The sequence below is a fragment of the Vibrio celticus genome, assembly GCF_024347335.1.
GTDB lineage: Bacteria > Pseudomonadota > Gammaproteobacteria > Enterobacterales > Vibrionaceae > Vibrio > Vibrio celticus.
The window spans coordinates 1-15639 of the sequence record NZ_AP025464.1 but is presented as its reverse complement, the minus strand read 5'-3'; the positions used below and the strand labels follow the sequence as shown (position 1 = coordinate 15639).

Here is a 15639-nt window from a genome sequence, read left to right as displayed (position 1 = left end):
GTCGCCCCGTGGGTTCATGTGGCGGATACATTGAAACGGCACTAACCCTATACATGCAGCAAATTTTCGCCCATTGGCAAAGTCTTTTGGATCACCTACAGAAGACAAACAACACGAAGCTGTCATCGGGCCTACAACTGGTATTGTTTGAAGCAAAGCATACAGCTCGTTTTCTTTATTAAGTTCGATTAACTTTTGGTCTTGAGCTGTAATTTTTTCATTTGATTGGTTGTAATAATCCAGTTGATCGCGAAGTTCTAGAATGAGCAGAGGTGGGATTACTGCATCTTTATCTTCTAGCCACTGGAACAACTTTTTCATATTGGCATGGTCACGAGGAAAGCTGATGCCAAACTCTAGCAAGATGGAACCAATTCTATTCATGCATGAGGTTCTTTCGCGAATATATCCCGTTCTGATTCTCCAAATAACCGTACTAATTTGAGCTTGTTCACTCTTAGCAGAAACAAATCTCATATTAGGTCTCGTAGCAGCGTCAGCATCAATGAAGTCATTCTTGTGGCTCTTAACGAATGGCTTTACATACTGTGCTGGTATCAGCTTAACATTATGACCATATTCTTGGCATCTTCGAGCTAGCCAATGTGCACCACAACAGGCTTCCATTGCTATGGTTGTCGTTTCTTGTTGGGAGATGAATTGAACGAGCTAAACTCGGCTCAATTTGTGTCGGTAAATTTCGCGGCCAGAATGGTCATGACCAATGAGATGGAAAACCGACTTCCCGAGATATATACCAATAACTGTTATAGCGGACATGATGGCAGCTCTAAATCTACTACGACATAGCTAATTTTAGCGTCGGTGTGGGGCATACCATCGAATTAGTGAGTTAACAGAGCGGGCAGTTACCTGTGAAGATGAAATTTAGGCAGCCCACTTCATTGAAAGCGGATACGTTCAAGAAAATCTTATAAACATCTGAAATTAAATAATAAAACACATAAAAGCCCCAAAAATTTAATGGGGCGATTCCATCGAGTTTTGGGGCTAAATTGGGGCTTTTTTGAGGGTTAAATGGGGCTATATCTGCCATTTCACTGTGGTCGTACCCAGTAAAGCCACCATTAATAAAACGTCAAACCTTTTTAGATTTTCACTTATTCCCAATCAAGGATAACTTTGCCAGAAAGCCCGCTACGCATAGCGTCGAAGCCTGCTTGGAAGTCATCAACCTTGAAGTGATGCGTGATAATTGGCGTCAAATCTAGGCCAGATTGGATTAGTGAAGCCATCTTGTACCAAGTTTCGAACATCTCACGAACCTAGAATTCAAGCCTTTATATTTCAATCACTTAACATGGCGTCATCTTTATTTGGGGCGAAATTGGGACAATAAATAAAATAACAAAAATTGAAAGAATTGAACATAAACCTGAGGTTCATTGTGTCATTTTTACCACATCCTGGGGGCGTTTCAGAGCATAAATTTCGCTGTTTTTTTATACTAACAGTACATTTCTTCGCTCATGGTCACAATTTAACCAACACCTCTTATATCTCATAAATAAGTCTGATAGCATAGATGTTACATAATACTGTTAAGTAGGCCCATTTATGGTAACAACAGTCTCAGTTGAAAACTCAAAATCCAAGCTGCTATTTACCCAAATGACGAAATCGCTCGTTACTTGAATCACCTTACTGCACATCCACACGCTTTAGACCCCCTTCTCGCCTGCATCAGTCCAATTAAAGTCGTTAAATACAAAAGAAAACTCTACCCTGTCGAGTACCTCGATGAAATCCTCTGGCTTCGTTCTCATTATCCAGAAACGAAAATAGCCTCGATCACCGTTGAAGCAGTCAAGAGCATCGCTGAAGTTGACCAACATATCTATACACGGCTCATCCTGAAACACCTGCCTTCCATAAATAATAAAGATCTCTATGGACTCGAACAAAAATGGAAAGAGCAAATCAACAGTGGCTACTCTCCCCTCTTAAGCCAAAAACAATGGGCACAACTTATAAATTGTGAGCGAAGTTCGTTGCATCGGCATCGAAAACAATTAACCACATCACTAGAAACTTCCTCGAAAGAGCATACCGAATCCAAGACCTTCACGTGGGAAAACGCAACGCGACAAATCCCTTCAAATGACGCTATCGAATGATCGGGAGATTAATATGTGGTTTCTGCAACAATTCGACGTATTTCCAGCCCATCTAATTCAATCCGGTGCCTATCTACGTTTCCTATCTCCCGAATTGTTAAGCACTCTGACCATTGAACATAGACGGGTGAGCCTCAATCATTTATGGCAATTGTGCCCTACTCCAGAGAACGTTCGTTTTGTCGATTCGTATCACAGCATCATTCATCACTGGTTGGACATTCATGTTCAACTTGCAAACACCCCTAACCAACTGCAGCGGAATCAAGTATCTCGATTGAAAGAGTGCATTGATGAACTAACCTATAGCATGTCTATTCACAATCAAGATATCGAAACAATTTCATGCAATGCGAAAGGTCTGAATTAAATACGCACCTCACCGACTACCCACTCTACAGCACACTGCTTTTTATCTACTCCATGCCAGATAAAGAGCAGAAGAGTACTTGGCTTTGGCTGCTAGCACGATTGCAACTCTGCGTTGAAAATCTTACTTATGAGCAATTGTTGGACTTTGATAATGCAAGGCGAACATTATCTCAAAAGCAGCCCTTCACAGTAAACGACATTAAAGGGCACTCTCAAATTGAGCTATCGAACTTATGCCTCTCATACCCAGAGTTGCGTCGGTTCAGTCACTACTTTATAACTCCACCTCATCCAACTCGAAAGCGAAAGCCATACCATCCATACCAAAGTGACAATGAATATAAAGACATCATGACGACAGCGCTGGGTCAATCAATCACTGTTTGTACACCCGTGGATACAGATGGCAATGAAAAAAGTGCTTTTTATGAATTAGACAATCCCACATTCAAAGGCTCACCTTCATTAACCCACGATCAAGCAAAGAGACAATATCAATTTCATCGAGTTGGAGTTGAGAACGCCATTGCTCGAAACAACCAAAAACTGCCAATGAGTATGGCAGCACTAACACCGAGCGAATTGCAATGCTGGCTAACTCATCACTGCCCTGAACTTTTAGCAATCAACTCAATCGGCTTACTGAAGATCGTGTTCATTGGTTTCTTTTTTCTTACGCTTGTTTTTAGGGAATACTAATTGCGTACCCATATTATTCAATCAAGCCAATAAACTCGGCAACTCCCCAGAAAACTCCTGTATTACCTATATCCTTGATAAAAAAGGAGACTGTGCATCCTCACTTCGATTATCTACTCGCAACTTGTTCAAGGGTAAGCAAGCTCCACCGGGAGCCAAACAGTACTACTCGACCCAAACTTACGTTGAGCTCAAACTCCCTTGGCCATTAGGGACACTGTTGAATCTTATATTGCGAGCGTTGCCGCCCAGCAAGCGCCACAACACCCCGATCGAATCAGCGTTGGCGAAGTCTACTAATGAACAAAAACAATGGCTCTCAACGTTACTAAAAGAAAGCAAAGCAGTCTTTCCATTTAAAGTAACCCCAACGGCTCTATTCCACGCCTTTCAGCACTTTTGCGCACAATCTTTACCTTCAGTGTGGAGCGACTACTTGAATCAAAATGGCAGCGTGCTCATGCACTATGTGAATGTTGAAACATCCGCGTTTTCATCTTTGCTTAACCGGCATTGGTTTAATTTTATAACGCTTGTTGGCGTACCCAATGAGCTTGACTGGTCTTCACAAACAGACACTGGCTCAACTCTTGGTGACACATTTCATCAGCAGTGCGGCAGCGCGATTACTCTCAGAGATTCGCTTTTTTGGGACTTATTTGAAGTATTGCTCTCGCCAATAAAAAAACGGGACAGACCAATTTCTGGCGAAGAATACTCACAACGAATTGGATTGTACTTGCATATCCGCACTGCGGTTGAATTTGCACTGCGACCCGTTAACGCCCCCTATCCCCTCGATAAAGACTGCGCGTGGACTGCGGGCATCATGGTAGTGCAAGATAAACGAGTACACCATAATGAAGAAAGAAGGCTACTCGTACTATCTGAAGAGTTATCAGAGCTACTGCAAGACTATCAGGATTTTTCTCAAACTCTCTGCCCTCATTATCGCCCTTCTCAGGAACCCTGTTTGTCTGTACTGATTGATGACCTGTGGCAAGCGGTGTCTCCTCAAATTATTAGTCGTTTAAGCGAAATACCTCGCGCCTATTGACCCAGGCAGCCTTCGCCACTTATGTGCACATCAAATTATCCAAACGGCGCTACAACCCCACAGTGAATTCGAGCAAAGTGAACTCAATCAAAAAATGAATCACTATAAACGTGGGCAGAATCCTTTAGCCGAATTTTCATTGTGCTCAATAAGCACTTCGATAGAAATACAGCGGCGTATGCAAAAAAGAGTCAAGCATTGCAATGCAAATTCAAGGACCACTGGGTTTTGGCAATCCGTAGAAAAGTGGGATGTCATAGTCACTGACCAAATGCGGCAATACAGCTGTGAGAGATACGCATGACAGAGAGCCTAAACGAGTGGATTGTCAAAATTAACGCTGCGCTAACTAAGGCTGAACCTGTAGAGGTCAGAGACGCACTCATCATTGTCACTCATCGCGCGCATAAAATGGAATCACGCCTATTTTCCAAAAATGTAAAGTTACCCAAAAACCTTCTTAAAAAAGTCGCAAAGCCGCTGGCTATGCTAGCGGAAACTGCGCATGAACTACGTGCCACCGCCCACGTACTCGATACTTTGTGTGATTGTCATCAACAGCAGCACCCGGTTTATTAAGAGCCACTGTTTCTATGCCTCTTCGAGATGAAAAGCCGCTGATAAATGACACCACCCCATCCATAGGGCTTATTGAGGCTTTAAAGAGAATCTTCTCAATTTCCACCCAACATCCAACGCCACTAATTCACGCTTTATCAATATCGAGTGCCAGCATAGGTCATGCGATATTGACCGTGGCCTATCGATGTGAACTGAGTACGATGAAAGAGTTAGAGGCACTCATTACGCTGCCTGATGAAGCATGGCAAACTATTATAGGTGCCTACCCTGTCGTCAGTGCGTTACTCCCCAACTCTACTCGGCGGATCTATGTGGTGGAAGAGGCTATTCCCGCTTTAAGGCGCGTACAATTGGCCATGAAACAACTAGGTTCTTCACGGCGAAAAAAGTGTCTTAAAGAGAATATAACAGCCTGGAAAAGGTTCGCTCAATCTCAATGTCCGCGTCACATTGCAACACTCATTGAGGCACTATCCATTGAGGCGATGGTCCAGAATTTGTCCCTATTAGACCAATGTGCAGGAATACACCATCTTTGGTCAAAGCATCATTCCGTAAAGCCACATACCTTTTTGAGAGCATTTACAGGAAGAGTGGTCGAAAATCCTGAGCCTAGTATTCCATCGCCTACATTCCCAAATACAGATAAAATCATTTGGGATGACGCTCTCACCCGTGAAGACAACTCCGTAATTAAAAAGTCCCATCGACGACTTAGAAAAGCACTTAAGCAATTTCAGACTCAATCCTTAGGGCAAGATAGAAGAAGTGCCGCATATAGGCACTGTAAATATTCTTTAATGAAGCTACAAAATGAAAAACACCATTGGGCACTTGCACTGCCCGTTCACTGGATAACGAGCCTTTTTCTACATGGCTCCCCCTGGAAACCCATACTCGCGGTGGGTTCACTACACACCTATCACTCGGCTATTCGTCGTTTTATTGAAATAGCTGGATTTAGCGATGGAGTGCTAAATTTGCCACTGCATGAGTTTGAAGCCCGATGCCAATATGGTCTCGACGCACTTAATAACAGCGATGACCAATGTACCGTAATTCGATTCCTAATGTACTGTCGCCATTTCGATTATTTCCCTAAAATAGAGGTGGACGCTTTAGAACTCTCTCATCGTAAAGGTCTAACACGAGCACATTATATTCCACCCGCAATGTTTGATGCATTATGTCTTCGCTATTACCCACCTCACGCTCATAGCCCTCTTCCGATTATCGTGTTCATGCAGCTTTGTTACTACGCAGGTCTGAGAGAAGATGAAGCACTTTCATTGCGATTAACGGACATCGATTTCAATACAGGATTGCTTTATATCACTGCTGATAAAAGGCGCAAATCTCAAAACGCGCTTCGAAAAATCCCATTAGCGCTTATTCCAAGTCATGTGCTTAAAAGCATCAGCACCTTAATAAACGGGCGTCGAATCATTTTAAAATCGACCCCAGACGAAGACAACACCCTTTTGATACGTATCTGTATGCAAATCAGGAAAGTGACTTTATCGCGTTTCTAAAAGATGAACTCGAAGAGCTTGGTCACTCATTCACTGCGACACTGTGCTGCCAACAACTGGGTCTATTTACTGTCGATGATAGCCTTTCAACCACCCGTTGAGCCGCAATTTTACTTTAATCAACACGCTCTCTTCTCTGCTGAACAACGAGCACGAGTCAAACAGTCCTTTAAAATGTGTGGACAGGTATTATCACCGTACTTTCCTATACTCAGTTGGGTCAGCAGCCAACTCGGTCACGCTTCACCTGCCACAACCCTTAGCTGCTACCTTCATCTATTAGACTGGATTTCAATCGTAATCAACGCAAAACCACGTACCACAACCAAAGCTGCACTTCGCTATTGGACCTCAGACTCAAATTATGGTTTCGAGCGTCAAAAGCAGCTATTTCAATCGGAAAACGACAGAAGCCTAACTGGTATTGTTCATCTAGACTCGCTCGGTCACTGGGTCAAACACCATTGCGATGTGAGCACTAATTACGATATTTCGCCAACGTTCAGCGACAACGCCACCCCTATTGGTAGTAATCTACCATTTTCTGTTTACACGACTGAGCTTGTAAAGCTGCACCATCACGCTGACGATAAAGACTGCAACAATGCGTTGGTTACATGGTTACAATCCACTCAATGTACTCCAGCCATATTTATACCACAGGCCAATGAAGCCAGTGCTTGGCTGGCATTGTTATTGCACCTAGACACATGGCACACCAAGCCCCTCAACAGTATTAAAAGAATGCAAAACCGATACAAAAAATTTCATCGATTACTGAGCCAAAAACAAAACATTACCCAATATCGAGAGTTACACAACGCTTTGAGCGTTTACCAATCACTCAATCTGCTACCAATTACCATTAAATTGATGGGAAATTCTCACTCAACATCATGGGGTCAATGGGGACAATTAATACAAAAATTTGACGCGAAAATTTTTGACGTTGAAGCCAGTGGAAACCTATCTGCTGCAATACGCCCTTATCGGCTTAGGTGGCCGTTATGGCTCCATCTTGAGCTTATTATTAAGCAACTTATTGATTATTTTGACTTCCTCATTTTCATACAGAATAAGGAGTGCTGATGGAATTCCGCAACAGCCTCGTATTAGAAGCCAACGCTAGAATTAAATTGTTAGAGTTCATGGTCAGTGCCATTATTGGGAGTGATTCTACCCACGTCTATTTTGGTGTACGTATCGATGTTCGAAAACAAATCCTTGAAATTAGCACCCACTTATCTGTTAATTCAAGTATCTATGCAACTTATCGATGGACAATCGTACAATCCACTTTTCAAGAAAACCGCTATTTAGAACTGCCCGCCAAAGGACTGGTTTCAATACTAAACAAGGTCGGCGTCAAAGAGCCTGTATGGCTTGGACTGCCAAATGAAAATGAAATCTATATTGCAGCCTACGAAGAAGCCCACCCATCACAAATTTCACTTTTTGAGCCAATAACATACACGCCTAAGATCACTAATAAGGCGGCTACGTTACAGCATTCAAGTTATCGACCATCGAAAACTTTATGAATATGACTTTATATTTAATGGCGATGAGTGCTCGTTTCAGGTGGACGCAGTGACACTATGCAAAGAGCTCAAATTAGTTGAGCAACTGGCTAAGGAAAGCAGTGACATCACATCGAATGACTACGAGTTAATTCTAGAAACTAAAATAACTGAGTCACTCAATTACATAAGATTGTATTCACGGAAATCATACTGGTCTGCCACTCAAGACATTGATGTTAAGTACAATACTCAAAAAGGAAAATGTAACAGTATAGTAGCCCGCCTCAAACTTAGAGACCTTAGCAAACTAACCGGCTTGCTAAGTCAAGTTTCAGGCTCAGTACGTGTTGATATATGTCGGTCCCACTTATCTTTGTCGCGTGGTCAGTGGCAATGTGCCTTTAGACAAACACAGCCACATTGGGATGGTTCCAACTTTACCGAGCAATTATGCTCATTGGCCGATGACTATTTCTACCCATTTAGTACATACGACTTAGCATCAACACTGAAAAAACTCAATGTTGCCAACGATGTTAAAAAGGCACGGTTGCATATAAAACAATGCTTTGAATCTGAGCTCACTACTCTTAGTCTCACGCAAGATCACGTGCATTCATCCATTAATTACCCAATGCCCATTCCACCGAATACGCTAACAACACCCATATCTTTAAGCCTATGGTCTTTGGTGTCTGTTTTAGACAGTTCTGATGGTAAGCTCCTCTGGGGGATCGACACTGACAAAAATCGTATCATTTTTACAAATGACGCTCGTCGAAAACACGTTGTTTTACTGCTAAAGGCAGAATAAAAGAAACTACTTTTTATTAAGATGTACTGCTTTTTTGTTTGTTCAAGCATGTTACGAGTCACAATTAGTCGAAAAGCTGCAATGCTAGCGGTGATCACAGCTAAGAATGAGCTAAGAATGAGCGCCGCTGAGAAGCCTCTGTCGAGTAGACGACACTTGTTACCAAGTGCCGCCCCTCTAAGAACCGTACGTGCAACTTTCACTGCATACGGCTCAAGCCTCCACTAAGGCATCATTGATACCCAGCAACTTATAACGCAGTCGGGACAGGCTCTTTCCAAGAGTTACGAGCTAGCCTTTTAGATTTTCTCTTCACCAAATATTCTTGGTATTGAGGGTCAAAGGGGTCGCTGCATTCCTGATTTTACGTGTCGCTCGATGGGCACTTTAGCTATTTGGAACAGATTGAAGTGACAGTCCATGTCCATGATTTTCTGCCAACCGTGAAATTGCCACTGGCCTTTACGATTGAGAAAATACTTATGAACAACCCAGTCTTTGGACTTGGTTGGATGACGTCTAACTGCCCAGTGCCATAACGCTTGGAATAGTTGTGGCCGACATACCCGAATACTTGTTTAGCAACACAGTGGCGATAGTAATTCGCCCACCCTCTAAGTTTCGGATTTATCAACTTGATAAGATCGTTAACAGGGATGGTTGCGTGCTTTTTAATAAGTTCACGTAGATTTCTAAGAAATAACAGCGTGTTAGATTTGCTCGGTTTAATGAGCAATTTCCCTTTGTACTTCCTGTGATTGAAACCCAGAAAGTCAAAGCCATCATCAATATGAGTGACCTTCGTTTTCTCTTCGGAGGGTTAACCCTCTTTCTGCCAGAAAGTCAGCAATCAACGGTTTGATATCGTTCACTAGCACTTCCTTTGAAGAGCAGGTGACCACGAAATCATCCGCATAACCAATAAAGTTGGCCCTAGCACCCATTTTCAGAGCTGTAGATTTTATTCGTTGCTCTATTCCCACGAGTCATTAGCATCAAGGTTGGAGATATTATCCCACCTTGAGGTGTGCCCTCATCGGTATCATAGAACAGACCCTTATCCACATAGCCAGACTTTAACCATTGCTCTAACATACGTTTATCAACCGTGATATTGTCGATAAGCCATTGATGCCCGATTTTGTCGAAGCAAGCCTTAATATCTCCCTCAAGAATCCATTTCGCTGATCGCTTTAGAGCCAAACATTTGAAACACTGACTGACGGCGTCAGCCGTACTGCGATTTGGCCTAAACCCATAGCTATTGAGGTCGGCGAGCGTTTCGGACACTGGTTCTAATGCTAGAAGGTGGAGGACTTGTTGCGCTCTATCAATCATGCATGGAATACCCAATGGCCTGAGCTTACCGTTCTTTTTGGGGATGTAGATACGTTTGAGTGGTTTTGCAGAGTAAGCCTTGCGGCTCAGTTGATTGACTGCTTTCATACGGCGTACATCTGTGTTCCAGGTGACACCGTCTATTCCAGACGTTTTACTGCCTTTATTCTGAGAGACTCGCTTAACCGCAAGAAGCTTGGCTGAGCGAGAATGAGTCAAGAGCCACTGTAAGGACTTCACCTTACCGTATTTCTTTTCTCTCGTTGCTTTTGCGATACGCATTTGAAGCTTCAATACGTGCGCTTCAACGGATTTCCAGTCGATGGACTGCCATTTAGCGCCGTCAGAAGATGCACTAATCTCTTTCGAGGATCACCATTTGCTTTTCTCCTTGAATAAAGTTCTTCAAATTCTCTCGCAATGGGAGACCAGTCGGAAGTGGGCTCACTTTCGTGATCAGACATAAGTCTGTATCTGCATCATTACAATGTAGCTTTCGCTTTTTCCGACCTCCTATACCTGCATCACTATCGGCCACAAAGGCTTTCCCAAAGGGAGTGATACAGGCTTACCCTGTTCCGTATGTTACGTAAAATGTCAGCTTAGATGCCCACTATAGTGCGGAGTACGGCGACCACGAAAAGTACTGTCCAACCTCTTTCCAACTCTCATTGCCTTTGGCCAGGCGTATTAACCACTTCCGCTGCTTCATCATATAACGCACCTTGAATGGATTCACATACGTTCATCATACTGACTACCTAGCACTTACCCGAATTGTGGTTTTCAGGAGGAACGTCCTCTCACGATTCTTTTCCCACTCAGCCCAACGGCCAAGTTTCGTTACATTGTCCGAGCCGCTGCTTTATTCAGGCTCGTAGGTTCATCTGGTGATACAGATGGTTCACTCATAAAGCGGTGAACAACGCTTCATACGACCTCAGGTCGCACGGACAAAAATGAGCTACAACTTTCGCTAAATTAGCAGTTAACGGATTAGCCGATAAAGTATTGCAAAACCTTTATTTTAGTGGCCAAATTCATTCAACCATTAAAACTTACTTCAATTGAGAAATGCGTCCTTGGACCTTTTACCTACATTCTCTGTTGAATATGGGACAGAATAGTTACGACAACTTTAGTTGAATCAATCTTTAAGATCAGCCATTTTGTTCAAGAGGAATCTGATTTGGTTAAAAGCACCAACCTCGTAAAACATGAAGGTCATATCTGAGACATTAGCGTTATCCCAGGTTCTGTCGCAAAGTTCGTGAATCGTGGACACAATACTTCTGCTTCCTGTAAAAAGTACTATACTCAGTTAGTCAACGCTAATTGAGCAATCGTGATGCATGAAATCCCCCCAATTCCTTGGCCAAGCTATTACCATCCAGACAATGCGCAACTGCATATAAAAAGTGAAGCCTCTCTATTAAGTAATGTTGAAACCGTCTGGCATAGTCTAACTCATGCGGCTTGTTGGCCTAGCTGGAAATTCAGCAACACCTCAGTACAAATACTTAATGGTGATGGGCTTACACTTCACAAAGGGTCTGTTTTTGTTTTTAAAACAAAAACTCGAACCTATAAATGCACTGTTGTTCAATATAAAGAAAATGAGTTTATTGCCTGGAAAGGCAGAATTGGTAGTGCCGATGTTTATCATGCTTGGCTACTCACCCCCAATACACAAGGTTGCACCATCACATCAGAAGTTACCCAACGTGGCGGGATGACACGCTTCACCAAATTTTTCTCAGCAAACGGACTCAAGCGTTATAACGAAAACTGGCTCAAGGAGATATGTAAACAATCCATGGAGTGACTGAATCAACGCATTTACTCGTAAAACTATTTTAATCACTGTCTTACCCTGGCAATTGAGTTCCGTCATAAACAAAAAAGATCCAGAATGCTCTGGTTTGGGATTATAGATAACCAGTATGACTCCGCAGATACTTTTCGCCGTTGTCAATCTAGCTTGTTCACCGCCCATATCGGATTGTACCCATCTTGGATGTATCGCTATGTACCCATCTTGGATGTATCGCTAACGACTTAATGCCATCACCTGAAAGCTCAGCTTGTTTTGTTTGCTTCCAGTCTTTTATGGCCTTTTCATCAATCCAGAATGTGAGTGAGCCACGGTTGATTAAGGCCTTGTTGTACTGCTTTCAGTTAGATGTTTTGTAACAAGGTTTAGGCATAAGGCTTCGATGATTAACTGATGTAATTGATCAGATCGTAAGCTCATCGTTTAGTCCCATCGAATTACGCAACAAAGCCCCTTGGATGTTTTGAAAATCAATCATTCCATGTTGACGAATATATCGTGCATATTCTGATCGAGGAAAAGCAATTGCTTTTCCTCGATACTTTGGAATGTCTGACATGAAAGTATTGTAAAGTCAGAGAACACCATGATAATTCGATCTAAACATCATTTAGAAATACTTGGATCCGGCAAAGTGAAAATCAGAAATACCAAATAGTGTTGTCCACTTTCGGGAACCTCTAAAAGCACTTGTACGGCTCTGAGGATTTTGGTCTTTGACGTTTTACCCAAAGGTTGCTGAAGCCTTTGGGTATGATTTATTACGCTAGATATACAGAGTAATCGATATAACCCTTCTCGCTTCCTCCATAGAGATTCAGGCGTGCATCAGCATCAAATTCTGTTAACGGCCAATCATTTTTAAAACGTTCTACTAAATCAGGATTGGTGACATAAGGCGTACCAAATGCAACCAAATCTGCGTACTTTTTCTCAAGTAGAACTTGTGCGCTTTCTTTTGTTAGCTTGCCAGCCACCATGATAGGGTTTGAGTATACCTCTCGTACTTGCTTACGGAACACTTCAGGAACTTCAACAGAACGAGAAATATTTTCAGAGAAATGCACATAAGCCAGATTCATCGGCATCATTTTTTCAAGTGCCTTTAAGGTCAGTTCAACAATCTCTGTATCATCTTCCGCAAAGCCCTCGGTCACATGAGGTGATACGCGAACCGCGACTTTGTCACCGCCAATTTCATTGACTAGCGCTTGCAGCACTTCAAGCATAAAGCGCATACGGTTTTCTTGGCTACCACCATATTGGTCATCACGTTGGTTGCTTTCCAAACGCATGAAAGTATCCAGTAAGTAACCATGGGCGGCGTGCACTTCTACACCGTCAAAGCCCGCATCAATAGCATTTTTTGCCGCTAGCACGAAATCTGCAATGGTATCATCGATATCTTGCTGACTCATAGTTCTTGGTTGTTCTGTTTCGACCATGCCAAAACCACCTTCTGGTAATGGACCAAACACTTGATCAGGCACTTTCAGCGCTGATGGTGCTAAAGGTTGCTCTCCAGAAATAATAGAATGGCTACGACGACCAACGTGCCAAAGCTGAATAAAAACTTTACCCCCCTCTTCATGAATCGCGTGGGTCACCTTCTTCCAACCTTCAATATGGTCTTGCGTGTAGATACCCGGTGTCATTGAATAACCACGGCCCACTGCTGAGATCGGCGTACCTTCTGTGACTATCAAACCGGCATTAGCACGCTGTTTGTAATACGTTGCCATCATTTCATTAGGCACGTCACCCGGCTGAGTGGTGCGTGAACGAGTCATAGGTGCCATCGCGATACGATTTTTTTTTTAACAGCGTATTACTGAATTCTTGAAATAACATAAACTAACCCTTAAGTTGATAAGTTGGGTAATCGGTTAAGCCATTTTCATTGCCACCAAACAGCGTCTCTGCATTATGCGTAGCGAGTGGATAACCATTTTGAAGGCGGTTTGGCGGATCTGGGTTAGCCACAAATGGGCGACCAAAACCAATCATGTCGGCTAACCCGTCATCAATAGCCTGAGGCGCTTTTTCAGCGTTATAACGACCAGCGTAAATCAACACACCTTGGTAAGCTTCTCGAAGAGCCAGTTTAAAGAGATCGGTGTATCTGGCGCATCGTCCCAATCCACTTCGGCAATATGCAAATAAACGATCATGAGTATTGAGTAACGCCGCTGCCGCAGTATAGGTTTCAATAGGGTTAGCATCGATTGTTCCATTGAGTGTGGTCAATGGTGCTAAACGAACAGCGACACGTTCAGCACCGATAGCATCAACCATAGCAGCGACCACTTCATCAAGAAAACGCAGACGGTTTTGTAGGTTGCCACCATATTCATCGGTGCGGTCGTTCGCTTCTGAATCAATAAATTGGTTGATCAAATAACCATTGGCGGCATGCAACTCGATACCATCAAAGCCCGCCTCTATCGCGTTAAATGCCGCTTGACGATATTGCTCAATCACTTGCTGAATATCATAAACCGTCATTTCACGCGGCTGGACAACATCCACAAAGCTGGCTCATCAGTGCCGTTATCAATAAAGACTTTGACATTTTCTGCTTTAATGGCAGAAGAAGAAAACTGCTGACCACCAATATTATCAGGGTGAGTCACGCGGCCGACAAAGTTAAAAAGATGGCAAGACCTTTGGCATGTACTGCATCGGTGACCTTTTCCAACCAGCGACCTGCTCTGGTGCATATATGCCCGGAGTCAAGCATAGCCTTTGCCCATCGGCGAAATTTGTGTGCCTTCTGAAATGATCAGGCCTGCCGTAGCTCGCTGAGCATAATAGGTCGCCATCATGTCGTTGGCGACATCACCCGGCTGACTTGCACGCGAGCGAGTCATTGGTGGCATCACAATGCGGTTGTTGAGGTAAGGTTTCCCAGTTGAATCGGTTGGAAAAGTGAACTAGTCATAATATGCCCTTTGAATTAAACTGAGGTCATACTAGCAAGTTGTATAGCGAACATTTACAGCAAAAGAACAAATGATTTTTGTCATAAATGCACATAAAAGTTCTGTAGGCTCTATATCACAACTCCAATTTAGGCTGAATAAAGTCTATAAACGCCGAAATACGTTTTGCCACTGAAGAGGATTTATAGAACACGGCATTTATCTCCCTGTCTATATTCGAGAGTTTTCAGGCTCTAATAATGGAACCAATCGTCCCTCTTCGATATCTTTTTAACCATAAAGCCAGACAAACATGCGATACCGTTCCTGCTAAAGCAAGCTCCTGACCGTTTCACCATTACTTGAAGTGAATGTTGGCTCCAAGGCTTTAAAGCCTTTAAGAGGCCAGCTATTCAATACCTTTGCCCCTGAAAACCAATAATATCGGGTTTTGTCGCAAAGTTATGCTGATGTACAAGCGTACTGATTTCCAGATGCAACTAGTCTGCAAGCGCGTAAAATTCATCCCAAACGGATAAACCATCAGGATTGTCGAGTTGCCCATTTTAATCATCGACCACAGCTCTATTCCCGCTAAAGTCGCTTTTGCGCCTTCGTCAGATTTCCAACCCAGTGCTTGGTTCATTTTCCCTTACTCTGCGGTGGCTCTGCTCAACAATATTGTTCAGATACTTAACCTGAAGCACTTCAATCAGGTTGAGTATCCTACCAGTCAACCAAAGTTGGACGTTGATATTATGTAGCGCTAACGCGTTGGCACTACTCTTATCGGTCACGACTTTCTCAGGTAAGCCATTATAACCTATTG

12 protein-coding genes and 6 pseudogenes are annotated in these 15639 nt (G+C 43.0%); 8 read left to right on the top strand and 10 right to left on the bottom strand.

From position 1 onward, the window contains the following. Nucleotides 1–30: 30 nt before the first annotated feature. Together OCV19_RS16380 and tdh are read right to left on the bottom strand one after the other, a co-directional pair. Nucleotides 31–780, bottom strand: a pseudogene (locus tag OCV19_RS16380) (IS110 family RNA-guided transposase); the annotation flags it as partial. A 341-nt stretch (nt 781–1121) separates the two neighbouring features. Then, a pseudogene (gene tdh, locus OCV19_RS16375) lies at nt 1122–1283 on the bottom strand (L-threonine 3-dehydrogenase); the annotation flags it as partial. Nucleotides 1284–2151: 868 nt separating this feature from the next. Between tdh and OCV19_RS16370 the strand changes: the two are divergent. The 7 genes from OCV19_RS16370 (at nt 2152) to OCV19_RS16340 (ending at nt 7921) form a co-directional block, all read left to right on the top strand. Further along, on the top strand, nt 2152–2508 hold the full coding sequence (locus tag OCV19_RS16370; RefSeq protein ID WP_261875719.1) for a hypothetical protein: 357 nt from the start codon (nt 2152–2154) through the stop codon (nt 2506–2508). Further along, entirely contained in the window at nt 2484–3209 is a 726-nt protein-coding gene (locus OCV19_RS16365; protein WP_261875718.1) for a hypothetical protein, read from the top strand. The genes OCV19_RS16370 and OCV19_RS16365 overlap by 25 nt, the downstream gene beginning before the upstream one ends. A 220-nt stretch (nt 3210–3429) precedes the next feature. Further along, nucleotides 3430–4266 (top strand): hypothetical protein, encoded by an 837-nt coding sequence (locus OCV19_RS16360; RefSeq protein WP_261875717.1) that lies wholly within the window; start codon nt 3430–3432, stop codon nt 4264–4266. Between the two features lie 300 nt (nt 4267–4566). After that, nucleotides 4567–4845 (top strand): hypothetical protein, encoded by a 279-nt coding sequence (locus OCV19_RS16355; protein WP_261875716.1) that lies wholly within the window; start codon nt 4567–4569, stop codon nt 4843–4845. A gap of 14 nt (nt 4846–4859) precedes the next feature. Continuing rightward, nucleotides 4860–6380, top strand: a complete 1521-nt coding sequence (locus tag OCV19_RS16350; protein ID WP_261875715.1) for a tyrosine-type recombinase/integrase — start codon at nt 4860–4862, stop codon at nt 6378–6380. A gap of 75 nt (nt 6381–6455) precedes the next feature. Then, nucleotides 6456–7469, top strand: coding sequence for a hypothetical protein (locus OCV19_RS16345; protein ID WP_261875714.1), 1014 nt, complete (start codon nt 6456–6458; stop codon nt 7467–7469). Then, complete coding sequence (locus tag OCV19_RS16340) at nt 7469–7921, top strand: hypothetical protein (protein WP_261875713.1); 453 nt, start codon at nt 7469–7471, stop codon at nt 7919–7921. The genes OCV19_RS16345 and OCV19_RS16340 overlap by 1 nt, the downstream gene beginning before the upstream one ends. A gap of 609 nt (nt 7922–8530) precedes the next feature. On the opposite strand, the gene OCV19_RS16335 is transcribed toward OCV19_RS16340, so the two are convergent. Then, nucleotides 8531–8920: a hypothetical protein gene (locus OCV19_RS16335; RefSeq protein WP_139093583.1), complete on the bottom strand. Its 390-nt coding sequence runs from the start codon at nt 8918–8920 to the stop codon at nt 8531–8533. A 47-nt stretch (nt 8921–8967) separates the two neighbouring features. Beyond that, nucleotides 8968–10434 (bottom strand): annotated as a pseudogene (gene ltrA, locus OCV19_RS16330) (group II intron reverse transcriptase/maturase). Nucleotides 10435–11403: 969 nt separating this feature from the next. On the opposite strand from ltrA, the gene OCV19_RS16325 reads away from it, so the two are divergent. Continuing rightward, nucleotides 11404–11880 (top strand): SRPBCC family protein, encoded by a 477-nt coding sequence (locus OCV19_RS16325; RefSeq protein ID WP_065677735.1) that lies wholly within the window; start codon nt 11404–11406, stop codon nt 11878–11880. Nucleotides 11881–12139: 259 nt separating this feature from the next. Here OCV19_RS16325 and OCV19_RS16320 read toward each other — a convergent pair. The 6 genes and pseudogenes from OCV19_RS16320 to OCV19_RS24990 all read right to left on the bottom strand — a co-directional run. Further along, nucleotides 12140–12262: pseudogene (locus tag OCV19_RS16320) on the bottom strand (IS5/IS1182 family transposase); the annotation flags it as partial. Between the two features lie 388 nt (nt 12263–12650). Continuing rightward, complete coding sequence (locus tag OCV19_RS16315) at nt 12651–13688, bottom strand: alkene reductase (RefSeq protein ID WP_261875712.1); 1038 nt, start codon at nt 13686–13688, stop codon at nt 12651–12653. A gap of 55 nt (nt 13689–13743) precedes the next feature. Then, complete coding sequence (locus OCV19_RS16310) at nt 13744–14418, bottom strand: oxidoreductase (protein ID WP_261875711.1); 675 nt, start codon at nt 14416–14418, stop codon at nt 13744–13746. Between the two features lie 203 nt (nt 14419–14621). Further along, nucleotides 14622–14759, bottom strand: a complete 138-nt coding sequence (locus OCV19_RS16305) for an oxidoreductase (protein WP_261875710.1) — start codon at nt 14757–14759, stop codon at nt 14622–14624. 187 nt (nt 14760–14946) lie between these two features. After that, nucleotides 14947–15245, bottom strand: a pseudogene (locus tag OCV19_RS16300) (LysR substrate-binding domain-containing protein); the annotation flags it as partial. Nucleotides 15246–15427: 182 nt separating this feature from the next. Further along, nucleotides 15428–15637: pseudogene (locus OCV19_RS24990) on the bottom strand (DDE-type integrase/transposase/recombinase); the annotation flags it as partial. Between the last annotated feature and the right edge of the window lie 2 nt (nt 15638–15639).